Origin of the sequence: Streptomyces sp. NBC_00224, assembly GCF_041435195.1 — a bacterium.
Taxonomy (GTDB): domain Bacteria; phylum Actinomycetota; class Actinomycetes; order Streptomycetales; family Streptomycetaceae; genus Streptomyces.
On sequence record NZ_CP108106.1, the window covers coordinates 2,474,906 to 2,497,792 of the forward strand.

Sequence of the window (22,887 nt, forward strand, 5' to 3'; positions counted from 1 at the left end):
CCGGGGGCGGACGGTGGCTGGCGGGATGGGCCCGGCCGCCACCCGGCCGACAGGCTGGGGCCATGCATCTGTTCCACGACACACACCACCGTCTGCGCCAGGCCTTACTCCTGCTGCTCGGTCTGACGCTCGGCGTGTTCACGGCGGCCGCCCCGGGGGCCCGGGCCGCCGAACCCCCCACCCCGGAACGGCAGTTGGCGCGATCGGCACACCCCCTCGACGATCTGCGACCGCTCGGCCGCATGGTCGGCTCGGCGGACATCGTCGGCCTCGGCGAGGCGACGCACAACTCGCACGAGTTCTTCGCGACCAAGCAGCGCGTGTTCCAGTACCTCGTCGAGAAGAAGGGCTTCACCACCTTCGCCCTGGAGACGGCCTGGTCCTCGGGGATGCGCGTCAACGACTACGTGCTGCGCGGCGAGGGCGACCCCGAGCGGATCGTGCGCGAGGAGTTCCAGAGCTCGTACGCGATGTGGGAGACCCGGGAGTACCTGGACCTGATCCGCTGGATGCGCGGCTACAACCTGCACCACAGTCGCAAGGTCCAGTTCATGGGCGACGACATGGGGTACGCGGGCCCGGAGCTCTTCAGCAAGGTGACCGCGTACACCGCGAAGCGCTACCCCACGCTGCTGCCCCGCGTCACGGCGCTCTACAAGGCGTCCCGGCCCACCGCGGGCGTCGGCGACACCATGAACAGCACGCTCAAGCGCCCGCTCGCCGAGCGGAAGCGGCAGGCCGACGAGGTGCGCCGGGCCTATGAGCTGCTCGCCGCCCAGCGGCCCGGACCGGACCGGGCCGAGCACGCCTGGATCCTCCAGTACGCGCGCACCATCGCGCAGACCGGCGCCATGTGGGCGTTCGACTTCTTCGACGCGGACCAGCTCAAGGAGTCCCGGCTCTACCGGGACCGGATCATGGCCGAGAACACCGTGTGGTGGCAGCGCCAAACCGGGCACAAGATGCTGCTCTCCGCGCACAACGGCCATGTCGGGTACGCCCCGACGCTCAGCGCCGAGTACCCGAAGGTGCAGGGCGCCTTCATCCGGGAGGCGGTCGGCTCCGCGTACATGAACATCGGATTCACCTTCGGGCAGGGCTCGTTCAACGCGCTCGACCTGAACGACCCGGCCGAGCCGATCCGCGAGTTCACCGTCGGGCCGCACGAGCCGGGCAGCAACGAGGAGGTCCTCGAACGCGTGTCGCCGCGCGACTACTACCTCGATCTGCGCAAGGTGGCGAAGCCGGCGAAGGACTGGCTGGGCACTTTCCGGCCGACGCGGTCCATCGGCAACTCCTGGCCCCAGGACACCGACCAGATGCGGCTCGGACCCTCGTTCGACGTACTGGTGCACCTGCATCGGGTCACGGCGGCGCACCGGCTCTGACCTCCTCCGATCTCACCCTTTCTGCGATGTCCTGCGTATGGTCAGCCCTCCGGTCCGGCGGGACGATGTGAGGCCTCAACCTCGCCCCATCGTCAGCGAACGGACCGGAGGGCCACGCCATGCCCGACATCGGAGTCGAGCCATATCGGGAGATCACCTTCGACGCGGACGGCGACGCCGATCCGGCCGAGCGCGCGGCCCTCGCCGATCTGAACGTCACCGATCTGGTGATGTTCTCGCACGGCTGGAACAACACCCCATCGGTCGCGACGGCCCTGTACCGCCACTTCTTCGCCCCCTTCCCCGGCCTGCTGGCCCAGTCGGGCCCGGCCGGGGCGCGGGTGCGCCTCGGATACGCGGGCATCGTCTGGCCCTCCATCCGCTTCGCCGACGAGCACATCCCGAACTTCCCGCACGCCGCCCTGGGCGTGGAGCCGGGCCCGGGTCTGGACGCGGCGACCGTGGACGCGCTCAAGCGGGCGTTCCCCGGGCAGGAGGTGACCGTCGACGCGCTGGCCCGGCTGCTCGGCGAACAGCCGGACTCGGAGGAGGCATTCCGCCAATTCGGGCTCCTCACCCGACAGTTGGTGGCGGATGACGTGGAATCGTCTGGCTTCGCCGCCGACACCGTGCATCACGGCGCGGGCGGCGCGACGCTCCTCACGGACGACATGCTCGGGCTGTGCCGGGAGTTCACGCTCGCCCTGTCCGACACCGGCATGCGGGTCGAACCGGGCCCGCCCGGCCCCTCGTTCTCGCTCGGCAACTCGCTCAAGCACCTGTGGCACGGCGCCAAGGAGGTGCTGCGGCAGACCACGTACTACGAGATGAAGCGCCGGTCGGGCAAGATCGGCCAGCTCGGGCTCGGGCCGCTGCTCGGCGAGCTCGCCCGGACCAGACCCACGCTGCGGATCCATCTGGTCGGGCACAGCCAGGGCGGGCGGCTGGTCGCGTTCGCGCTGAAGGGGCTGCCGGAGGAGGCGCGCAACATCAAGTCGGTGACCCTGCTCGAAGGGGCCTTCTCGCACTACGCGTTCGCCGAGCGGCTGCCGTCGGGGCTCGACGGGGCGGGCGCGCTCGCGGCGCTCCAGCGGCGGGTCGACGGCCCGGTGGTCTCCTGCTACTCGCGCTTCGACACCGCCCTCGGGGTGATCTACCCGCTGGCGTCGAAGCTCGCCGGGGACTACCGGGGGCTGCTGCAGCTCGACCGCCGCTGGTGGGCGATCGGCCACGACGGCATCCAGTCGGTGGCGCCGTGCACCGAACTCACCCTGGCGGAGGTGCTGCGGGACGGCGTGCCCGACTCGGGGTGCGTGAGCGTGAACGCCGAGTCGGTGGTGCGCGCGGGCGGCCCGCCGTCGGGCGCCCACAGCGACATCTGCCATCCGGAACTGGCGAGGGTGGTACTGGCGGCAGGACGGATCGCCTGCACCTGACAACCCCCCGCGCCCCTATCCCCCTTCCTTTAGGGGCGCGGGGCTGTGACATTTTGCGGCTCCGCCGCGTGGGCGCGACCAGCCCAAGACGGCCCGCAGCCAAGCAACTACCGGTGCGAAGCGAATTCCACGACCTGCTGATACGTAGGCCGGTTCTGCCAGTTGATGGAATTCTGCGAAATTCCACCCAACGGCCGCTGCACGATGGAATCGGCACACCACTGATTGCCCGCCGCACAACCACCGTCACCGGGATACACCTGCGCCGGTGTCTTCGCGGCGGCCTGCCCAAGCGTGGCGAGCAGGACGTCGCGGCAGGCGGACAGCTGCCCCCCGCCGCAGTACGCGCGGGCCAGCGGCCCCTGCACCGGCTCCCCCAGGACCGTACGCAGATCCTTGTCGGCGTAGCTCCACCAGCCGTACTGGAAGGCGGATCCGGCGTGCGCCCCGGTCGGGCCGTGCCCGGCCGACGGCGCCTCGTCGGTGGACAGGTTCGACGTGAGCGCCGAGTAGAGCCCGTCCCCGAGGCCCGGCCGGAACTCGGCCTCGATCATCAGCGGCCACCAGGCGTCCATCAGTCGCACGGCCTCGGGGTGGGTGTAGGTGTGCGAGCCCTGCGCGGTCTCGCGGCGCTGGGTCCCGTCGGCCTTCCACGACTCCAACTGCTGGACGGCGGTCGCCAGTTGCGGATCGGTGACGGGGGCGCTGCGGATGACCTTCAGGAGCTCGGGCAGCACGTCCTCGCCGCGCAGATCGGTGACGGCGGCCTGCGCCATGGCCCGGGTGAGCGCGGCGCGGGTCACCCCGCCCTGTGCGACCAGCGCCTTGACGCGGTCGTCGAGGAGGTTGCCCCGGTGCACCGAGCCGTTGCCGAACCCGGCGGCCGTGTAGTCCTTGGCCTGCTTGTTGTTCCAGGAGATGTAGTAGTCCTGCCCGACGGACTGCGGGTGCTGGGCGGGCGGGGTGTAGTCGGCGGTGTTGTACGCGGGGTCGAAGCCCTGCCACTCGTAGGCGCGGTCGGCCGCGATCGGCAGCGACGGGTCGACGGCGGGGTTGCGGACCGGGTTCTTGCCGCTGTTGTAGTACGCGGCGGTGCGGGAGTCCGCGTAGAACCAGTTGAAGGCGTAGTCGACGTGCTGGGCGGCCTGCTGGAAGGTGGCCGCGTCCTTGACGTAGGTGGGGTCGTTGAACATCTGGAAGCCGATGATCGAGTCGGCCTCGTGGCGGTAGGTCGAGCGCAGTGCGGTGTACGCGATCCGCTTGCCGCCGACCGTGGCGCGGGCGGTCACGATGCCGTAGTTGGTGCGCCAGACCTGCATCCGGTAGGAGCCGGCGGCCGTGTTGTCGGCGGTGGTCGGCTTCCAGGCGTTGGTCTTCTCCAGCTTCTCCATCGGGGTGCAGACACCCCGGTAGAGGTAGTGGGCCGCGTCCTGGCAGAGCTCGACGGAGTAGGTGTCGGTGATGTCCTGCCCGGCGGAGGTGGCCGACCAGGCGTAGTCCTGGCCCCGGCCGAGCTGGACGTACATGCCGACGCCCGCGAAGGAGGCGCCCCGGGCGCTGATGCCCGGGCCCTGGATCTCCTGGAGCATCAGCAGCTGTGGCGCGAAGTAGCCGGTCTGCGGTCCGAAGACGGCGACCGGGTTGCCGCTCGCGGTGCGGCTGCCGGAGACGAGCAGTGCGTTGGACATCCCGCGTGGCTTGCCGATGTCGAAGCCGGGCAGCGCGCCGTTGTTGAAGATGCCCTTGAGCGACTTGAGTTGCTCGGGCACCCGCACCTCGGCCCTGGCCTTGGTGACGGCCGAGCCGGTGCGGTCGTAGACGAGCTGTTCGGGCACGACCGTGCCGGCGTCGGGCATCGCGGTGCCCTGCGCGTTCGCGGGCTTGGTGGCGTACGGGAAGCTGGTGCCGTCGTGGACGGTGAGGGCCGCCTCGGGGTCGTTGCGCTCGCGGAACGACTCCCAGACCTTGGTGCCCTCGGTGACGCCGTACTTGGCCTGGGCGGCCTGCAGCGAGAGCGCGGCCTGCACCTCGCCGCCACCGCCCCCGCCGAAGAGCCCGCCGACGACGGAGGCGAGCGCGATCAGGTCGGTGACCTTGAACGGCTGGATCTCCCCCACGTTGGTGATGGCGTCGATCTTGCCGGTGAGGACGTACTCGCCGGGGAAGTACCGGCCGTCCTTGGACTGCTTGGCGTAGGCGTTGATGCCGTCCACGTACGCCTGCGCGTCGGTCATCGCCTGCTCGCCGCGCGGGCCGTTGGCGGAGCGGATCCGGTCGACCTGGGCCTGGAGGTCGGCCTCGGTGTACGGGGCCTGCGGCCAGAACTCCTGCTCCAGGCCCTGGTTGGCGAGCGCGCCGCCCGCGAACGAGGTGAGCTCGCCGCGCCCGATGTGCCGGAACAGGTCCATCAGCCACAGCCGGTCCTGCCCGGCCGCGAACCCGGCGCCGAACTCCGTTCCGTAGCGGGTGGTGCCCTTGATGTGCGGGACGCCGGTCGCCTTGTCCCGGGTGATGGTGACGTCGGGGCGCGGGGAGCTGGTGGAGGCGACCTGGCCGCTGGGCACCCCGAAGGAGGCGTCGTTGAAGAAGGAGTTGAGCTTGTCGTCGGTGAGCGAGGACTGGCCGGCGACCAGCGCGTCGTACTTGCCGAGCTGGTCGTCGCTGTGCGCGGGATGGGTGCCGAAGGCCTTGTTGCCGAGGATCTCGACGAGGGTGGCGTTGCCGTTCTCGCCGGGCGGCAGGATGTCGCCGCAGCGCCCAAGGCAGTAGTCGCTGTTGGGTGGTTCGGCGGCGCCGGCCTGGCTGAGCGGGGCGAGCAAAGCGGCCGAGAGGGCGATCACGGTGGCGGCGGTGGCGGTTCTGAGCCGTGCGGTGGGTCGTCGCATGCGTGCTCCTTGTGAGGACCGATGCGGCGGACGTTACTGAGGGGTACCGCCGGAGGGAAGATGAACACACGTCACCTTTCCCGAACGTGCGTGACCTTTCCGGAATCACCACAGGGCGACATCACCACAGGGCGACGGAGGCGGGGCGCCCGGAGCACGCGGGGGGCGTGCGACGGTATCCGGTCAGCGCTGCCTGATGGGGCCCATCGGATTTTCGATGGAGCCGGATCGGGTAGCCGTACGTCCATTCCTCGACGCCGAGCATTCGCCGAAGTACGAGTGACGGAGGTGGCAGGGCCATGGCTGGTTTCCGCAGCCTTGCGAGACAGGTGCGCGACCCAGGGAACGATCTCGCACTGCGCCGGTATTCGCTGCGCAAGTGCCTTGAACGGTTCGCCCCTTATGGACACCGGGCGACCTGGGACCATCTGTGTGCGGGGCACGGCATCGGGCCGGAGGACCGGGCGCCCGATCCGGCGCGGCTGGTGGCCGCGCTCGACGAGCTGGAGGCGGCGCGGGCCGTCTGGCTCGGATACGAAGCGGAGTTCGCGGCCCGCAGGAAGCGTGAGAAGCACGCCGGCCTGCGCAACCCCGGCTCCTTCGACGACTGGCACCGGCGGACCTGGGGCGGTTTCGGGGTCGCCTGGTGCGACGACCCGTCGGTGCATCCGACGCGGCCGCTGGCCGAGGTGCTCGGCCGGATCATCGCGGCCCTGCGGACGGTGCCGGGCGCGGGTTGCCCGGTGTGCGACGGGCAGGCGCTGGTGTGGCAGCGGGACCTGGCCCACGATCCGTGGTGCGGCCCGGTCTGCACGGGCTGCGGAATCCTGGTGCCGCAGCCGGTGCTGACCGCCGAGGCACTGGTGCGCGCCAAGTCGGTACGGCGCGGAGCGCTGGCATCGGTGGCCTGAGACACGCGGGGGCGGAGGCGGCCACGGGCCGCACGGGGGCCGCCCCCGCGATGTCAGGACGCCCGCTTCCCGTACGGCCGACTCCCGTACGCCCACTTCCCGTACGGCCAGCTTCCGTACGGCTAACAGGCCTCGCACGCGGCGGCGTCGGGCGCGACCTGCTTCTTCTTGCGCTCGGGCAGCAGTCGCGAGCCGGTGAGGCGTTCGCCGGAGATGTCGTCCGGGTTGGACAGGACACAGGTCTCCAGCGACAGACACCCGCAGCCGATGCAGTCCGTCAGATGGTTGCGCAGCCGGTTCAGCTGCTTGATGCGCTCGTCGAGTTCGGAGCGCCAGGTCTCGGAGAGCCGCGCCCAGTCCTCGCGGGTCGGGGTGCGCTCCTCGGGGAGTTCGGAGAGGGCGTCCCGGATCGTGGCGAGCGGGATGCCCACGCGCTGGGCGGCCCGCACGAAGGCGACCCGGCGCAGCACGTCGCGGCTGTAGCGGCGCTGGTTGCCCGAGGTGCGGCGGCTGCTGATCAGACCCTTGGACTCGTAGAAGTGCAGGGCGGACACGGCGGCCCCGCTACGGGCGGACAGCTGACCGACCGTGAGCTCATGGACCTTCTCTGGAATCTGCGGCACTCCTCGAACCCTACTGCTCGGCTGTGATCGCCGTTGACAGCGGGCACCGCCCCCAGCATGCTGAGCAAGCGCTTGGACAGTGGAGGCGCAAAGGCAGCTGAAGCATGCGAGAGAGGCAGGAACCGGGCATGGCAGAGCCGAGGATCTTCACCTCCGCCGACGAGCTGAAGGCCGGAGTGGGCGAGCCGCTCGGGTACAGCGACTGGCTGGAGATCGACCAGCACCGCATCGACCTGTTCGCCGACGCCACCGGGGACCACCAGTGGATCCACGTCGACCCGGCCCGCGCCGCGGCCGGCCCGTTCGGCACGACAATCGCGCACGGCTATCTGACGCTCTCCCTTCTCCCGGCCCTGGTACCGCAGGTGTTGCGCGTCGAGGGCATGAAGATGGGCATCAACTACGGCACGGAGAAGGTCCGTTTCCCCGCCCCGGTCCCGGTCGGCTCCCGTCTGCGCGCCACCGCCGTCCTGACGGACGTGGCGGAGGCGGGCGGCGGGGTACAGGTGACCGCGAAGGTCACGGTGGAGCGCGAGGGCGGCGAGAAGCCGGTGTGCGTGGCGGAGTCCGTGTCCCGGTACTTCTTCTGAGCGGACCCGCGGGCCGCTACTTCCGCTGCGCCCCGACCATCCGCAGCACCAGGTCCGCGTAGAGCGCGCCGACCTCGTCCGGGGTGCGGCGGCCCTCGGTGTTGAACCAGCGGGCCACGTCGATGCAGAGCGACAGCACCGCGAGGGTGGTGCCGGGGACGTCCGGGACGTCGAACTCGCCCGTCGCCACGCCCTCGTTGAGGATGCGCCGCACGGCGGCGTCGCTGCGGCGGCGCAGGCCCACGATCTCGGTGCGGTGCTCGGCGCCGAGCGCGTCGAGCTCGTACTGGACCACTCGGGCGGTCATGTGGTGCCCGGCGTGCCACCGTACGAAGGAGCGCACCGCGCCGTCGAGCCGGTCGGCGGCGGTGCCCGGAGCGTCCGCCGCCGTCTCCAGGATCTCCAGGGCCTTGTCGTGGCCGATCCGGCTGATCCGGTGAAGCAGCTCTTCCTTGGTCTTGTAGTGGATGTAGAGCGCGGCCGGGCTCATTCCGGCGCGGCCCGCGATGTCACGGGTCGTCGTGGCGTGGTAGCCGCGCTCCGCGAAGGCCTCCACGGCGGCGACGAGCAGCCTCCGGGCGGCCTCGGGCGTGACCTCGCCCCACGGCTTGTCCTCGCCGCCCACCGTCTGCTCAGCCGCGTCCATCGCCTGCCCCTTCCTTCGGACGAACACCATACCCCGAAGGTGAGCAAGCGCTTAGAGCGTGCGGCTACAGCTTCTGGAACGGGTCGTGCTCGGCGAGCAGCTTCTCCAGGCGGGCCTGGTCGACCCGGCTGACGATCTGCCCGGCCTCCTGGCGGTCGCGGACCACCTTGGCGAGCGTGAAGGCGGAGGTGACGAGGTAGAGGACGGCTATCCCGAGGAAGGCGCGCACCCAGGCGTCGGCCTGGAGCCGGGTGATGCCGATGGCCGTGGCCCCGATGGCGATGGCGAAGGACGCGACGGCCTGCCCGTAGTACGCGGCCGTGTTCTGCTGCTTGACCGGTGTCTCACTCATGCGCACAGGATGCGACGGGTGTGGCCGGGGCCACATCCGCTCACGTACTCAGGGCGTACTCAGAACACCGGGACTCAGAACGCCGAGACCCCGGTCTCCGCCCGGCCGATGATCAGCTTCTGGATCTGGCTGGTGCCCTCGTAGAGCGTCATCACGCGCGCGTCGCGGAGCAGCTTGCCGACCGGGTACTCGTCGATGTAGCCGTAACCCCCGTACACCTGAAGAGCGTTGTTGGCCGCGCGCACGGCGGCCTCGGAGGCGAACAGCTTCGCCTTGGAGGCGGCGGTGGCGAACTCCTCGCCCCGGTCGATGAGATCGGCGACCCGCCAGGTCAGCAGCCGGGCCGCGTCCACGTCCACGGAGATGTCGCTGATCAGCTCCTGGACCAGCTGGTAGTGCGCGATGGTCCGGCCGAACTGCTCGCGCTGCCCGGCGTACGCGACCGCCGCGTCCAGGGCCGCTTGCGCGATGCCGACGCAGCCCGCCGCCACCGACATCCGCCCCTTGGCCAGCGCGGACATCGCGATCGAGAAGCCTTTGCCCTCCGGCCCGAGCAGCGCGCCGGAAGGGACGCGCACGTCCTGGAGGACCACCTCGGCGGTCGCCTGGCCGCGCAGGCCGAGCTTGCCGTGGATGGGGCGGCGGCTGAGACCGGGGGTGTCGGCCGGCACCAGGAAGGCGGAGACGCCGCGGTGTCCGGGGGTGTCGTTGGTGCGGGCGAAGAGCAGCACCACATCGGCCCAGGTGCCGTTGGTGATGAACATCTTGGAGCCGTTGATGACGTAGTCGTCGCCGTCGCGGACCGCCCGGGTGGCGAGGTTCCCGGCGTCGGAGCCGGTGCCGGGCTCGGTCAGGCCGAAGCAGCCGAGCGCCTCGCCGGAGGTCAGGCGCGGCAGCCAGGCCCGCTTCTGCTCCTCGCTGCCCCAGTGCGCGAGGGTCTTGGCGACGAGGCCGAGCGAGACGGAGACGATGCCGCGCACCGACGAGTCGCCGCGCCCCAGCTCCTCGGTCACCAGGCAGTACGCGAGGTGGTCGCCGCCGGAGCCGCCGTACTCCTCCGGGATGGTGAGCCCGAGGAAGCCGAGCGCGCCCAGCTTCTTCACGATCGACCTGTCGACGCTCTCGGCACGGTCCCAGGCGGCGGCGTACGGGACGACCTCGCGGGCGGTGAAGTCCTCGGCGAGCCGCCGCACCGCGGCCTGCTCCTCGCTCAGCTCCAGGTTCATGTCGCTCGCACCCCAGGTAGTCCGGTCGGTCGGTCCGCCGTTTAATTAGCGCTGCTAGTTTTCCGTGCGCAGGCCTACTATGTGCCGCATGGCCCGACCGCGCAAGCCCCTCCTCAGCCACGACCGCATCGTCGCGGCGGCGAGCGCGCTCGTGGACGCCGAGGGGCTCGCGGCCGTCTCGACCCGCCGCCTCGCCGCCGAGCTGGGCGTCAGCGGGCCCTCGCTCTACAACCACTTCCGTACCAAGGACGAGATCCTGGAGGCGGTGGCGGACGCGACCTCCGCACAGGTCGACCTGTCGATGTTCGAGGCGGGCGACGCCCGCGGCTGGCGCACCGCGCTGCACGACTGGGCCGTCGCCTACCGCGCGGTCCTCACCCGCCACCCCAACATCGTCCCGGTGCTCGCCCAGGGCCCCGGCCGCCGCCCGGCGGGCCTGCGGCTCGCGGACGCGGTGTTCGGCGCGATGGTCGCGGCGGGCTGGCCGCCCGCGCAGGCCACCCGCATCGGCGCGCTGATGCGGTACTTCATCATGGGCTCGGCCCTCGGCTCCTTCGCCCGCGGCTTCGTGGACGACGAGACGGCGTACGACCCGGCCGACTACCCCCACCTCGGCCAGGCCCATCTGCTGGCCGAGCGGCAGGAGGAGATCGACGAGGGCGCGTTCGGGACCGGGCTGCGGGCGCTCCTGGACGGGCTCCAGACGCAGTACGACGCGCTGCCCCGCCGGACCGCCGTCCACGGTTCGGCCCCCGCCGAAGGGTGACGGCGGCATCCTGGAGGCATGACAACCACAAGGGGATCCGGACTGGCCGCGTTCGCCGCGCTGCTCGCCGACGAGACCCGGGCGGCCTTCTGTCTGGCGCTGCTCGACGGGCGGGCCTGGACGGCCGGGGAGCTGGCGCGGTACGCGAAGGTCGCCCCCTCCACGGCCAGTGAGCACCTGGGCAAACTGGTCGCGGGCGGACTGCTCTCCGAGGAGCGGCAGGGGCGGCACCGGTATGTGCGCCTGGCCGACTCCGGGGTCGCCCACCTCGTCGAGGAGCTGGCGGCCCGTACGGCGCCGGTACGGCCGGGCAACCTCCGGGCCGCGTCCGCGGGCAGCGCGATGGCCCGCGGACGCACCTGCTACGACCACCTCGCCGGCCGCCTCGGCATGGCCGTCACGGACGCGATGACGGTACGGGGGCTGCTCACCCAGGACGCCGGGTTCGCGCTGACGCGCGAAGGGGTGGGCTGGTACGGGGAGTTGGGGCTCGCCCTCGACCACAAGGGCAAGCGCCCGCTGGTGCGCTCGTGCCTGGACTGGACCGAGCGCCGCCCCCATCTGGCCGGGGTGGCCGGAGCCGTGCTGTGCGCGCACGCGCTGGACGCCGGGTGGTGCGTACGGATCGGCTCCGAGCGGGCGGTGCGGGTGACGCCGGCGGGCGAGGAGGCCCTGGCCGAGCTGCTCGGGATCGAGAAGGCGACCCTGCGGTGAGCCGAGGGGGGAGCGCCGAATAATTCGGTGAGCGCCGAACGGTTCCGGCCGTACCGTTCGGCGCATGACGAACTCCTCCCCCACCGGGCGTCGCTCGGAACGACTCGCCCTCGCCGCCGCCGGGGTCTCAGTGGTGCTGTGGGCCTCGGCCTTCGTGTCGATCCGCAGCGCCGGTGACGCCTACTCCCCGGGGGCGCTCGCCCTGGGGCGGCTGCTCGCCGGCACCGCCGTGCTCGGCGTACTCCTGGTCGCCCGGCGCGAGGGCCTCCCGCCGCGCGCCGCCTGGCGGGGCATAGCCGTCTCCGGGCTGCTGTGGTTCGGCCTCTACATGGTGGTGCTCAACTGGGGCGAGCAGCAGGTCGACGCGGGGACGGCCGCGATGGTCGTCAACATCGGCCCGATCCTCATCGCGCTGCTCGGCGCCCGGTTCCTCGGGGAGCGGCTGCCGCCCCGGCTCGTGGCGGGCATGGGCGTCTCGTTCGCGGGCGCGGTGGCCGTCGGCCTTTCGATGTCCGGCGACGGCGGCGCCAATGTGCTCGGGGTGGTGCTGTGCATGCTCGCGGCGGTGTCGTACGCGGCCGGTGTCGTGGCGCAGAAGCCCGCGCTCGCCCACGCCAGCGCCCTCCAAGTGACCTTCTTCGGCTGTCTGGTGGGGGCCGTGGTCTGTCTCCCGTTCAGCGGGCAGCTGGTGTCGGACGCCGCCGACGCGCCGCTCACGGCGACGCTGAACATGGTCTATCTGGGGGTCTTCCCGACCGCACTCGCCTTCACGACCTGGGCGTACGCCCTGGCCCGCACGACGGCTGGCCGCCTCGGCGCGACCACCTATGTGGTGCCCGCGCTGGTGGTGCTGATGTCCTGGCTGGTCCTCGACGAGGTCCCGGCATGGCTCACCCTGGTCGGCGGCGCCCTCTGCCTCGCGGGCGTCGCGGTCTCGCGCTCCCGCCCCCGGCGCCGCACCGAACGTACGGAACCGGAGAGCGGGAGCACAGCCGTGCCCGCCGTGGCGGACGCCCGATAAGGCTTCCCTAGAACACCACCAGCGCCCGGCCGCCCTTGCCCGCGAGCATGTTGTCGAACGCGGCCGGGATCCCGTCGAGCCCGATCCGCTCCGACACCATCGCGCCCAGGTCGAGACGCCCGGCCCGGACGTGGTCGGCGAGCACCGGCAGGTCGCGCGCCGGGTCGCTGTTGCCGTAGACGCAGCCCGAGAGCGTACGGCCCCAGTGGAAGATCTCCAGGGCGTTGAAGGAGACCTGCTGGTCCTTGCCGCCGATGCCGACGACCGTGGTGCGCCCGCCGCGCCGGGTGGACTCCCAGGCGGTACGGATGGTCACCGCGCGGCCGACGCACTCCACGGCCACGTCCACCCCGTGGCCGCCGGTCAGCTTGCGGACGTCCTTGGCGGTCGTGTCCGAGGCGAGGACGAAGTCGGTGGCGCCCGCCCGCCGCGCCAGCTCCTCCTTGGCCGGGGAGACGTCGACCGCCACGATCCGGGCGGCGCCCGCGATCCGGGCCGACTGGAGGGTGGCCAGGCCCACGCCGCCGACGCCGAACACCGCGACCGTCTCGCCCTCGCGCACCTTGGCCGAGTGGTGGATCGCGCCGTATCCGGTGAGGACCGCGCAGCCGAGCAGCGCGGCCTCGGTGAGCGGGATGCCCTCGGGCAGCGGCAGCAGACAGTTCTCGGCCACCACCGTCTCCTCCGCGAACGCGGCGACGTTGAGCCCGGGGTGGAGCTCGGTCCCGGCGGAGGTGCGCGCGTACACCGCGCCCGCGCCCGTCAGCGCGTTCACACAGAGCCAGACCTCGCCGAGGGAGCAGGGGTGGCAGCTGCCGCACGAGGGCGCCCAGTTGAGGACCACGCCGTCGCCGGGCGCCACCGAGGTGACCCCCTCGCCGACGGAGATCACCGTGCCCGCGCCCTCGTGGCCGAGGACCGCGGGGACCGGCACGCGCATGGTGCCGTTGGTGAGCGACAGGTCGGAGTGGCAGACCCCGGCGGCGGCGAGGCGGACCCGCACCTGGCCGGGGCCGGGCTCGGGGAGTTCTATCTCGGTGACCTCCAGCGGGGAGCCGATGGAGGGAAGGACTGCGGCGCGGACCACGATGCTGCTCCCGGGAATGAGAAGTGGTTCAGAAGTAACAGTGCGTCAGAACTGGAGGGACTTCGTCTGGAGGTACTCGGTCAGGCCGTGCGGGCCGAGCTCGCGGCCGACGCCCGACTGCTTGTACCCGCCGAACGGGGCCAGCGGGTTGAACCGGCCGCCGTTGATGTCGACCTGCCCGGTGTCCATCCGCCGGGCGAAGGCGACCGCCTCGGCCTCGTCCCCGGCCCAGACCGCTCCCGCGAGCCCGTACACCGTGCCGTTGGCGATCCGCAGCGCGTCGTCCTCGTCCTCGTACCGGATGAGCGAGACGACCGGGCCGAAGATCTCCTCCTGGGCGATGGTCATGCCGGGTGCGACGTCGGCGAAGACGGTCGGCGCCACGTAGTACCCCTGCTCCAGCGGGGCCTCGGCGCCGCCCGCGACGAGGCGGGCGCCCTCCTCGACGCCCTTGGCGATGTAACCGCGCACCCGCTCCCGCTGCTTGGCGCTGACCAGCGGGCCGACGCGGTCGCCCGCCGGGTACTTGGCGACGGCGGCCCTGGCGAGCTCGACCGCCTCCTCGTACCGGTCGCTGTGGACCAGCATCCGGGTCCAGGCGCTGCACGTCTGGCCCGCGTTGCTCATGACGTTGGCGATGCCGACGGCGACCGCCTTGGCCAGGTCGGCGGAGGGCAGGATGACGTTGGCGGACTTGCCGCCCAGCTCCAGGGCGACGCGCTTGACGGCCGCGCCCGCGGTGGCGCCGATCTGCCGGCCCACGGCCGTCGAGCCGGTGAAGGAGACGAGGTCGACCCCCTCGTGCTCGGCGAGCGCCTGGCCCGCGACCGGGCCGAGTCCGGTGACCAGGTTGAACACCCCGGCGGGCAGCCCGGCTTCGTGCACCGCCTCGGCGAAGAGCCGTGCGGTGAGCGGGGTGTCCTCGGCGGGCTTGAGCACGACCGTGCAGCCCGCCGCGAGGGCGGGGGCGACCTTGGCGACGATCTGGTGCAGCGGGTAGTTCCACGGCGTGATCGCGCCGACCACGCCGACCGGCTCGTGGAAGACCGTGGAGTTCCCTATGCGCTCCTCGAAGCCGTACGAGGCGGCGAGTTCGGCGTACGAACCGGCGACCGCGATCGGCAGGCCGACGTGCACCTGCTGGGCGAACTGCTCGGGCGCGCCGAGCTCGGCGGTGACGGTCGCGGCGATCTCGTCCTTGCGGGCGGCGAGCCGGTCCCGCAGGGCGGCGATCAGGGCGGCGCGCCCGGCGGGCGGGGTCGCGGCCCAGCCCGGCAGCGCCGCGCGGGCCGCGCGCACCGCCGCGTCGACGTCCTCGGCGGTACCCGCCGGGACGTGGGCGATGACCTGCTCGTCCGCCGGGTTCACCACGGCGATCGTGTCGCCGCCCGCGGCGGGCGTCCACCGGCCGCCTATGTACATCCCGTCGTGGGCGTTCATCGCGCTCCTCCTGAGCCTGGGGTCCTGCGTCTGGGTCCGGGGACCCAAACTAGCGCCGGTAGTTTTCCGGCACCAGGGGCTGCCCGGCCAGTCCCCGGGCGTCAGGAGGAGGCTATGCGGTCCGGCCCGGGCCCCGGACGGCGGTCAGATGGGCGAAGACGACGACGTTGCTCTCGTAGCCCTTCTTGCGGTCGAACTTGCCGCCGCAGGTGATCAGCCGCAGCTCCGGCCGGTTCCGCGGGCCGTACACCTCCTCGTTGGGAAAGTGCGCCTTGTCGTACTTGCGGACCGCGTCCACCGTGTACACCGCGGTCCGGCCGTCGGCGCGCCGGGCCTCGACGAGCCTGCCGGGCCGCAGCACCGAGAGGTTGGCGAAGACGGCCGCCCCGGTGCGGGTGTCGCGGTGGCCGACCGCGAGGGCCGTGCCCGTCTCGCCCGGGGTGGGCCCGCCCTGGAACCAGCCGACCAGCTTGGGGTCGTCGACCGGCGGGGTGGCCAGGTGCCGCCCCGGGTCGAGCCCGAGGCCGACGACCGGCGCCTTCAGGCTCAGATACGGGATGGCGAGGCCGGTCGCCCTGGACGGCGGCAGCGGCCGGGGCGGGCGGGCGGCCGCCTTGGGCACGGCGAGCCTGCCGCGCCCGGCCGGGGCAGCCCGGCCCCCCGTGCCGGGCGGCTTGGCGCCCGGCACGACCGGGGCCGCGGGCGCCCCCGGGGCCTGCTTGTCCCCGTCGGCCCCCGTGGGGGCCGAGGGCGTCGCCGCACCCCCGGCCCCCACGGCGCCCATGGCGACCGGTGCGACCGACCCGTCGTCCTGGGCCCACCAGACGCCGCCGACGACCAGGGTCGCGGCCAGCGCCGCCGTCCGCGTCAGCCGGTAGGCGCGGGTGCGGTGGAAGGGCCTTGGGGAACCTCTACGCGGCGCCATGGGGGCGGCGGCGCAGCCGTCGGACGAAGAGCACCCCGGAGACCCCGACCAGACCGAGGGCCGCGATGCCCGCGGCCGGCGAGACACCGTCGGTGAAGCCGTCGGTCCCGGCCAGGCCGCCGCCGCCGGCGTTCGGCCCGCCGTGGGGGCCGCCGGTGCCGCCGGTCGAGCCGCCGGTCGCACCGCCCGAGCTGGTGCCGACGGGGGCGCAGTCGACCTTGAAGACCTTGTGCTTGCCCGCGCCGTTGCCGCCGGTGATGTTCCAGGTGAGCTTGTACTGCCCGTCCGGGAGGGTGAGCGGCACGGTGTGGCCGGTGCCGGTGGCGAGGGTGATGGCGCCGTTGAGGGTGGCACCGCCCGCCCTGAGCGGCTGTGTCTGGATGGACCAGGTGATGCCCTGTGCGACGTCGAAGTTGAACGCGTCGAGGTAGAACCCGCAGACCTTGGGCTCGTTGCGCTGGTCGGTGAACGGGGTGCCCAGGTTGTGGATCTTCACGTCGCCGTTGTCGCCGGGGGCGGCGTGTGCGGCGGGCGCCCCGGCCAGGGCGGCTCCGGTGAGCCCGAGGGCGAGGGCCGCGGCGGCGGTGACGGCCGGGCGGCGGACGGTGGGACGCGGGGGTGAGAAGGCAGGCATGCGCTTTCCTTTGAGTCAGATTGTCATATAAATCGACCTTTCGTCTGACTCTCTTTCACACCTTCACGGCGAAACGGCGGAGCAGCGCCGGACGGGAGGCTCGATATCGCCCGTCCGGCGCAGCGCGCCCTCTGTCCGCGTCCTGTGTCCGGCCCGCCTCAGATGATCCCGAAAAGGATGCCCGCGCCGAGGACCACCAGCGAGGTGAGCGCCGCCCACTTCACCGTGAACCGGGTGTGGTCGCCGAACTCGACCTTGGCCATGCCCACCAGGACGTATACGGCGGGAACCAGCGGGCTCGACATGTGCAGCGCCTGTCCGACCAGCGAGGCGCGGGCGATCTCCACGGAGGAGACGCCGTGCGCGGCACCGGCCTCCGCGAGGACCGGCAGGACGCCGAAGTAGAAGCCGTCGTTGGACATGAAGTACGTGAGCGGCAGGCTCAGGACGCCGGTGACCAGCGCCATGTGCGGGCCCATGCCGTCGGGAACGGCGCCGACCAGCCAGTCCGCCATGTGCTTGACCATGCCGGTGCCGTTGAGGACGCCGGTGAAGACGGCCGCGGCGAAGACCATGCCCGCCACGTTGACGACATTGTCGGAGTGGGCGGCGATCCGGGCCTTCTGGTCCGGCATGTGCGGGAAGTTGACGGTGAGCGCGAGCGCCGCGCCCAGCAGGAACAGCACCGGGATCGGCAGCCACTCCATGATCATGGCGGTGAGCAGCACCACGGTGAGGGCCGCATTGAACCAGTACAGCTTGGGGCGCAGGGTCGCGCGCTTGGGGTCGAGCCCCTGGAGGTCGGGCGCCTCGGGCAGGTCCTGGTCCGACCCGCCGCCCGTACCGGGGCGCGGCGCCTCGGAGCCGCCCGCCGCCACCAGGACCGTCTCGCTCTCCGGCTCCAGGACCTCGTCCAGCGTGAGGTAGCCGAGCCGCTTGCGCTCGCGGCGCCCCAGGACGTACGCGAGGACGAAGACCGCCACCAGGCCGACCGCGAGGGCCGGGATCATCGGGACGAAGATGTCGGACGCGTCGAGCTTGAGGGCGGTGGCGGCGCGGGCGGTCGGGCCGCCCCAGGGCAGGGTGTTCATCACGCCGTTGGCGGTGGCGGCGACCCCGGTCATCACCACGAGGCTCATCTTCAGCCGCTTGTAGAGCGGATACATCGCGGAGACCGTGATCATGAAGGTGGTCGAGCCGTCGCCGTCGAGCGAGACGATCGCGGCGAGCACCGCCGTACCGACGACCACACGCACCGGGTCGGCCTTGCAGAACCGCAGGATGCCCCGGACGATCGGATCGAAGAGGCCGACGTCGATCATCACGCCGAAGTAGATGATCGCGAACATCAGCATCGCGGCGGTCGGCGCGAGCTTGCCCACGCCGTCGACCACGTAGTCACCGAGGTGGGCGCCCTTGCCCACGAAGACGCAGAAGAGGGCGGGGATCAGAACCAGCGCCGCGATGGGCGACAGCTTCTTCAGCATGATCAGCACCAGGAAGGTCGCGATCATGGTGAAGCCGAGGACGGTCAGCATGGAGGACACCTAACGTTCACCCTTGAACTCCCACCAGGGGGCTGGCGGTGGGATGACGTTAGGTCGGCCCTTCCGGCGTTAACAAGATGTTGACGTGTGAGCAATACGAGCAAAACCCCAGGTCAACGAAGTGCGACCAGCTCGACCGGGAAACCGTTGAGCACCGCCGTCCCCGACAGCGGGTCCAGGCGCGAGCCGTCGAGCAGCTGGTTGACGTTGACCCCGGGCTGCCCGGCGGCGACCCCGAGCCGGGTCCCGGGGCGGTTGTGCCCCCACCCGTGCGGGAGGCTGACCACGCCCGTACGGATGGAGTCGGTGATCTCCACGGGCGCCGCCACCTCGCCGCCGTCCGCCTTGACGCGTACGGGATCGCCGTCGCGCAGACCGAGCCGTGCCGCGTCCTCGGGATGTACGTGGAGGGTGCAGCGGTTGGAACCGCCGTTCAGCGACGGGATGTTGTGCAGCCAGCTGTTGTTGGAGCGCAGATGGCGCCGGCCGACCAGGACGAGCCCGTCCGGGCGGGCGCCGAGGGCCGCGCGCAGCCGGGGCAGATCACCGGCGATCGGTGCGGGCAGCAGCTCGATCCGCCCGCTGCGGGTCCGCAGCACCTGCGGCAGCCGGGGCTCCAGCGGGCCGAGGTCGATGCCGTGCGGATGGGCGAGCACCCGCTCCAGGCCGAGTCCGTCCGGGGCGGCGCCGAAGCCGTCGCCGTAGGGGCCGAGCCGCAGCATCATGTCGAGCCGCCGCTCGGGACCGTTCTCCCCGGTCAGCGCCGCGGCGAGCTCCTTGGGATCGCGTCCGTGCACGGCCGAGTGCGGGTCGGCCACGGCCTTGCCCAGCGTACGGTCGACGACCATCGCGTCCACGGCGTCCGCCGGGGCGCCGTGCATCCCGGTCGCCGCGAGGACGAGCCGGGCATGGATCTCGCACTCGTCGAGCCTGCCCTCGGCGAGCGGCACGGCGGGCCGGGTGTAGCGGACCTGGTTGCGCACGGCGAGCGCGTTGAAGGCGAAGTCGAAGTGGGCGCTCTGGGAGGGCGGCGGCGGGGGCAGGACGACGTCGGCGTGGCGCGAGGTCTCGTTGAGGTACGGGTCGATGCTGACCATGAAGTCGAGCCCGGCCAGCGCGCGGTCGAGCCGGTCGCCGTCGGGGGCGGAGAGCACCGGGTTGGCGGCGCAGACGATCAGCGCCCGGACCTTCCCCTCGCCCGGCGTCTCGATCTCCTCGGCGAGCGCGGCCGCCGGCAGCTCCGACTTGGCCTCCGGGTGGCCGCCGACCCGGCTGCGCCAGCGGCCGATCTCGAACCCCTTGCCGGGCCCGGCCGGACGCGGGGCGCGGTCGGTGGCGGAGAGCGGGAAGAGCGCGCCGCCGGGCCGGTCCAGATTGCCGGTGAGGATGTTGAGGACGTCGACGAGCCAGCTGGCGAGGGTGCCGTGCTCCACCGTGCAGCTGCCGATGCGGCCGTAGACGGCGGCGGTGGGCGCGGCCGCGAGCTCCCGGGCGAGGATGCGGATCTCGTCCGGGTCGAGGTCGCAGGCCGCCCCGACCGCCTCGGGGGTGAACTCCCGTACGGCCTCCTGGACTTCGGCCAGCCCCTCCACCCGGTCCGCGAGCTCCCCGAGCGAGGTCAGCTTCTCCTCGAAGAGGACGTGGGCGAGCGCGGCGAGCAGCAGCGCGTCGGTGCCGGGCCGGGGGGCCAGATGCCGGTCCGCCAGCTTGGCGGTACGGGTGCGGCGCGGGTCGACGACGGTGAGGGTGCCGCCGCGCCGGCGCAGCGCCTTGAGCCTGCCGGGGAAGTCCGGCGCGGTGCACAGGCTCCCGTTGGACTCCAGGGGGTTGGCGCCGAGCAGCAGCAGGTGGTCGGTGCGGTCGAGGTCCGGCACCGGGATGGCGAAGGGGTCGCCGAAGAGCAGCCCGCTGGAGACGTGCTTGGGCATCTGGTCGAGGGTGCTGGCGGTGAAGAGGCTGCGGGTGTGCAGCCCGCCGAGCAGTACGGGCGGGTAGAGGGCCCCGGCCATGGTGTGGACGTTGGGGTTGCCGAGCACGACCCCGACGGCGTCGGCGCCGTACATCTCGACCACCGGCCGCAGCCGCGCCGCGACCAGGTCGAACGCCTCGTCCCAAGTCGCCTGCTCCAGCCTGCCGTCGCGGCGGACGAGGGGCGCGGTGAGCCGGTCGGGGTCGCTGTCGACCTCGCCGAACGAGGCGCCCTTGGGGCAGATGAACCCCTGGCTGAACACATCGTCCCGGTCGCCGCGGGCGCCGGTGACCCGGGTCCCCTCGACGGTCAGGGTCAGCCCGCAGGTGGCTTCGCAGAGGGGGCAGATGCGGAGTGCGGACATGGGGGGGTCCTCCCCGGGGCGGCGGGTGGTGACGCGCGGGCGGTTTTGAGCATACCGACCGGTAGGCATGGTGGCGAGGGTCGAGGAGCACCGGGGATTGCTCGGGAGCACCGGGGTTCGGGAAACCCCGAGGGCCGAGGAAGACCGATCCTGCCGGGCCGTGGCCGAGGGCTCAGCCCAGGGTCCTGGCCAGATACGCGTGCAGCAGCTCGCGGGTCTCGGACACGATGCCCGGGTCGCCGTCCGGGTCGGTGCGGAAGGCGAGCCGCAGCAGGGCGTCCGCCGCCTCCACCGCGACCAGGATGGTCCGGCGCAGCTCGGCGTCCGGAGCGCGGCCGAACTGCGCCGGGAGCAGCTCGGCGAGCCGGTCGGCCAGGAGGTGGTTGGCGTCGGTGGCGGGGTCGACGACCGGCTGCGGGCCGCCGAAGTCGACCAGGTTGAACCCGGGCACGGTCTTCTTCAGGACCAGGTACTCGTCGAGCACCGCGTCGATCGCCCCGCGCCAGTCCGCTGCCTCGATCGTGACGAGCCGGGCACCGACGATCTCCGCGAACCGGTCCAGATTGCGGGCGGCGAGCGCCTCCGCGAGCGCCCGCTTGTTGCTGAAGAAGCGGTAGACCGACCCGATGGGCACCCCGGCCCGCTGGGCGACGGCCCGGGTCGACAGCTCGTCGTACCCGGTCTCGTCCAGGAGCTCGGCGCAGGCGTCCAGGATCCGGCTGAGGCGCTCGGCACTGCGCTGCTGCACCGGTGCGCGGCGGAGGTTCGCATGGGACACGCGCCCCATCATGCCGCGCTCGGCCGGTTTTGCCGTTGACGCGGTCGAATCCGAATCCTACGGTGACCCATAGGATTGCAGGATTCTTCGGCGGCGGGAGCGGTAGATGACGACCAGCAGCGAGCAGGCCAGGAAGACGGCGGAGGCGCTGACGTACTCCCCCGGGTTCGGCAACGAGCACAGCTCGGAGGCGGTTCCCGGCGCCCTGCCGCATGGCCGGAACTCGCCGCAGCGCGCCCCCCTCGGGCTCTACGCGGAGCAGCTGAGCGGCTCGGCGTTCACCGAGCCGAGGGCGCACAACCGCCGCTCCTGGCTGTACCGGATCACGCCGTCGGCCGCGCACCCCGCCTTCGTCCGCACCGACAACGGCCGGCTGCGCAGCGCGCCCTTCACCGAGACCGTGCCCGACCCCAACCGGCTGCGCTGGAACCCGCTGCCCGAGCCGGAGCGGGGCACCGACTGGCTGGCGGGCCTGTGGACGCTGGGCGGCAACGGCGACGCCACCCAGCGCACCGGTATGGCGGTGCACCTCTACCACGCCAACGCCTCCATGGACCGGGTCTTCAGCGACGCGGACGGCGAGCTGCTGATCGTCCCCGAGCACGGCGGACTGCTGCTGCGCACCGAGTTCGGCCTCCTCGCGGCCCGCCCCGGCGAGGTCGCGCTGATCCCGCGCGGCGTGCGCTTCCGGGTCGAGCTGCTCGACGAGACGGCCCGCGGTTACGTGTGCGAGAACTACGGCCAGCCGTTCCAGCTCCCCGACCTCGGCCCGATCGGTGCCAACGGCCTCGCGGGCGCCCGCGACTTCCTGGCGCCGGTCGCGGCGTACGAGGAGGTCGAGGGCCCGGTGGAGGTGGTCAACAAGTTCTGCGGCAACCTCTGGTCCGCGCGGTACGACCACTCCCCGCTGGACGTGGTCGCGTGGCACGGCAACCACGTCCCGTACGTGTACGACCTGCGCCGCTTCAACGTCATCGGCACGATCTCGTACGACCACCCGGACCCGTCGATCTTCACGGTCCTCACCTCCCCGTCGGACACCCCCGGCCTCGCGGGCGTCGACTTCGTCGTCTTCGCGCCGCGCTGGCTGGTGGGCGAGGACACGTTCCGGCCGCCGTACTTCCACCGGAACGTGATGAGCGAGTACATGGGCCTGATCGAGGGCGCGTACGACGCCAAGGCGGAGGGATTCGTGCCCGGCGGCGGCTCGCTGCACAACATGATGTCGGCGCACGGCCCCGACCGGGAGACGTTCGACAGGGCGAGCGCGGCGGAGCTGAAGCCCCAGAAGATCGACGACGGCCTCGCGTTCATGTTCGAGACCCGATGGCCGGTGACGGCAACGGAACAGGCGGCGTCGGCGGGGCATCTGCAGCGGGGGTACGACGAGGTGTGGCGGGGGCTGGAGCGCCACTTCGGCGCGGAGAGGTAGGGCCCGGAGTTCGTCTGCAGGCCATCTGTGGCTGGTCGCGCAGTTCCCCGCGCCCCTGAGATGCGCCCCTGCGGGGCGCCCAGGGGATGCCGCGCAGCGGCATATTTAGGGGCGCGGGGAACTGCGCGACCAGCCCCCACCGGCCCGCAGACA

At 72.2% G+C, this 22,887-nt stretch carries 20 protein-coding genes; 8 read left to right on the top strand and 12 right to left on the bottom strand.

What is annotated here, in order from left to right; all coding sequences use genetic code 11:
* Nucleotides 1–62 precede the first annotated feature (62 nt).
* Both OG965_RS11050 and OG965_RS11055 read left to right on the top strand, forming a co-directional pair.
* The gene (locus OG965_RS11050; protein WP_371651637.1) at nt 63–1,388 is read left to right on the top strand and encodes an erythromycin esterase family protein; all 1,326 of its coding nucleotides are present in this window, start codon (nt 63–65) and stop codon (nt 1,386–1,388) included.
* 119 nt (nt 1,389–1,507) lie between these two features.
* Nucleotides 1,508–2,824, top strand: a complete 1,317-nt coding sequence (locus tag OG965_RS11055) for a serine-threonine protein kinase (RefSeq protein WP_371651639.1) — start codon at nt 1,508–1,510, stop codon at nt 2,822–2,824.
* Nucleotides 2,825–2,931: 107 nt separating this feature from the next.
* Here OG965_RS11055 and OG965_RS11060 read toward each other — a convergent pair whose 3' ends face one another.
* Nucleotides 2,932–5,709: a penicillin acylase family protein gene (locus tag OG965_RS11060; RefSeq protein ID WP_371651641.1), complete on the bottom strand. Its 2,778-nt coding sequence runs from the start codon at nt 5,707–5,709 to the stop codon at nt 2,932–2,934.
* Nucleotides 5,710–6,008: 299 nt separating this feature from the next.
* On the opposite strand from OG965_RS11060, the gene OG965_RS11065 reads away from it, so the two are divergent.
* Nucleotides 6,009–6,620, top strand: a complete 612-nt coding sequence (locus OG965_RS11065) for a hypothetical protein (RefSeq protein WP_371651643.1) — start codon at nt 6,009–6,011, stop codon at nt 6,618–6,620.
* Between the two features lie 122 nt (nt 6,621–6,742).
* On the opposite strand, the gene soxR is transcribed toward OG965_RS11065, so the two are convergent.
* Nucleotides 6,743–7,243 carry a redox-sensitive transcriptional activator SoxR gene (gene soxR / locus OG965_RS11070; RefSeq protein ID WP_371651645.1) on the bottom strand — a complete coding sequence of 167 codons (501 nt, stop codon included), beginning with the start codon at nt 7,241–7,243 and terminating at the stop codon, nt 6,743–6,745.
* Between the two features lie 128 nt (nt 7,244–7,371).
* Between soxR and OG965_RS11075 the strand changes: the two genes are divergently transcribed.
* Nucleotides 7,372–7,833, top strand: coding sequence for a MaoC family dehydratase (locus tag OG965_RS11075; protein WP_371651647.1), 462 nt, complete (start codon nt 7,372–7,374; stop codon nt 7,831–7,833).
* A gap of 16 nt (nt 7,834–7,849) precedes the next feature.
* On the opposite strand, the gene OG965_RS11080 is transcribed toward OG965_RS11075, so the two are convergent.
* From OG965_RS11080 to OG965_RS11090, 3 genes are all read right to left on the bottom strand, one after another.
* Nucleotides 7,850–8,479: a TetR/AcrR family transcriptional regulator gene (locus tag OG965_RS11080; RefSeq protein WP_371651649.1), complete on the bottom strand. Its 630-nt coding sequence runs from the start codon at nt 8,477–8,479 to the stop codon at nt 7,850–7,852.
* Nucleotides 8,480–8,543: 64 nt separating this feature from the next.
* A complete protein-coding gene (locus tag OG965_RS11085) occupies nt 8,544–8,831 on the bottom strand; it encodes a YiaA/YiaB family inner membrane protein (protein WP_283144169.1) in 288 nt (95 codons plus the stop codon).
* 74 nt (nt 8,832–8,905) lie between these two features.
* A complete protein-coding gene (locus OG965_RS11090; RefSeq protein WP_371651651.1) occupies nt 8,906–10,057 on the bottom strand; it encodes an acyl-CoA dehydrogenase family protein in 1,152 nt (383 codons plus the stop codon).
* An 88-nt stretch (nt 10,058–10,145) separates the two neighbouring features.
* Here OG965_RS11090 and OG965_RS11095 point away from each other — a divergent pair, with 88 nt between their 5' ends.
* The 3 genes from OG965_RS11095 (at nt 10,146) to OG965_RS11105 (ending at nt 12,558) form a co-directional block, all read left to right on the top strand.
* On the top strand, nt 10,146–10,823 hold the full coding sequence (locus OG965_RS11095; RefSeq protein ID WP_371651653.1) for a TetR/AcrR family transcriptional regulator: 678 nt from the start codon (nt 10,146–10,148) through the stop codon (nt 10,821–10,823).
* 18 nt (nt 10,824–10,841) lie between these two features.
* The gene (locus OG965_RS11100; RefSeq protein ID WP_371651655.1) at nt 10,842–11,537 is read left to right on the top strand and encodes an ArsR/SmtB family transcription factor; all 696 of its coding nucleotides are present in this window, start codon (nt 10,842–10,844) and stop codon (nt 11,535–11,537) included.
* A gap of 64 nt (nt 11,538–11,601) precedes the next feature.
* Nucleotides 11,602–12,558 (top strand): DMT family transporter, encoded by a 957-nt coding sequence (locus OG965_RS11105; RefSeq protein WP_371651657.1) that lies wholly within the window; start codon nt 11,602–11,604, stop codon nt 12,556–12,558.
* Nucleotides 12,559–12,565: 7 nt separating this feature from the next.
* Here the strand turns inward: OG965_RS11105 and OG965_RS11110 are convergent, their stop codons facing one another.
* The 7 genes from OG965_RS11110 to OG965_RS11140 form a co-directional block, all read right to left on the bottom strand.
* Nucleotides 12,566–13,648 (bottom strand): Zn-dependent alcohol dehydrogenase, encoded by a 1,083-nt coding sequence (locus OG965_RS11110; RefSeq protein WP_371656909.1) that lies wholly within the window; start codon nt 13,646–13,648, stop codon nt 12,566–12,568.
* Nucleotides 13,649–13,690: 42 nt separating this feature from the next.
* Complete coding sequence (locus tag OG965_RS11115) at nt 13,691–15,085, bottom strand: aldehyde dehydrogenase family protein (RefSeq protein WP_371651660.1); 1,395 nt, start codon at nt 15,083–15,085, stop codon at nt 13,691–13,693.
* A gap of 112 nt (nt 15,086–15,197) precedes the next feature.
* Nucleotides 15,198–16,010 (bottom strand): class F sortase, encoded by an 813-nt coding sequence (locus tag OG965_RS11120; protein WP_371651662.1) that lies wholly within the window; start codon nt 16,008–16,010, stop codon nt 15,198–15,200.
* Nucleotides 15,997–16,644 carry a hypothetical protein gene (locus OG965_RS11125; RefSeq protein ID WP_371651664.1) on the bottom strand — a complete coding sequence of 216 codons (648 nt, stop codon included), beginning with the start codon at nt 16,642–16,644 and terminating at the stop codon, nt 15,997–15,999. The genes OG965_RS11120 and OG965_RS11125 overlap by 14 nt, the downstream gene beginning before the upstream one ends.
* Nucleotides 16,645–16,802: 158 nt before the next feature.
* Nucleotides 16,803–18,182, bottom strand: a complete 1,380-nt coding sequence (locus tag OG965_RS11130) for a CitMHS family transporter (protein WP_371656910.1) — start codon at nt 18,180–18,182, stop codon at nt 16,803–16,805.
* A 122-nt stretch (nt 18,183–18,304) separates the two neighbouring features.
* Nucleotides 18,305–20,524: a molybdopterin oxidoreductase family protein gene (locus OG965_RS11135; protein WP_371651666.1), complete on the bottom strand. Its 2,220-nt coding sequence runs from the start codon at nt 20,522–20,524 to the stop codon at nt 18,305–18,307.
* Between the two features lie 172 nt (nt 20,525–20,696).
* On the bottom strand, nt 20,697–21,311 hold the full coding sequence (locus tag OG965_RS11140; RefSeq protein WP_371656911.1) for a TetR family transcriptional regulator: 615 nt from the start codon (nt 21,309–21,311) through the stop codon (nt 20,697–20,699).
* A gap of 97 nt (nt 21,312–21,408) precedes the next feature.
* Here OG965_RS11140 and hmgA point away from each other — a divergent pair, with 97 nt between their 5' ends.
* Entirely contained in the window at nt 21,409–22,734 is a 1,326-nt protein-coding gene (gene hmgA, locus OG965_RS11145; RefSeq protein ID WP_371651668.1) for a homogentisate 1,2-dioxygenase, read from the top strand.
* The last annotated feature ends 153 nt before the right edge of the window (nt 22,735–22,887 follow it).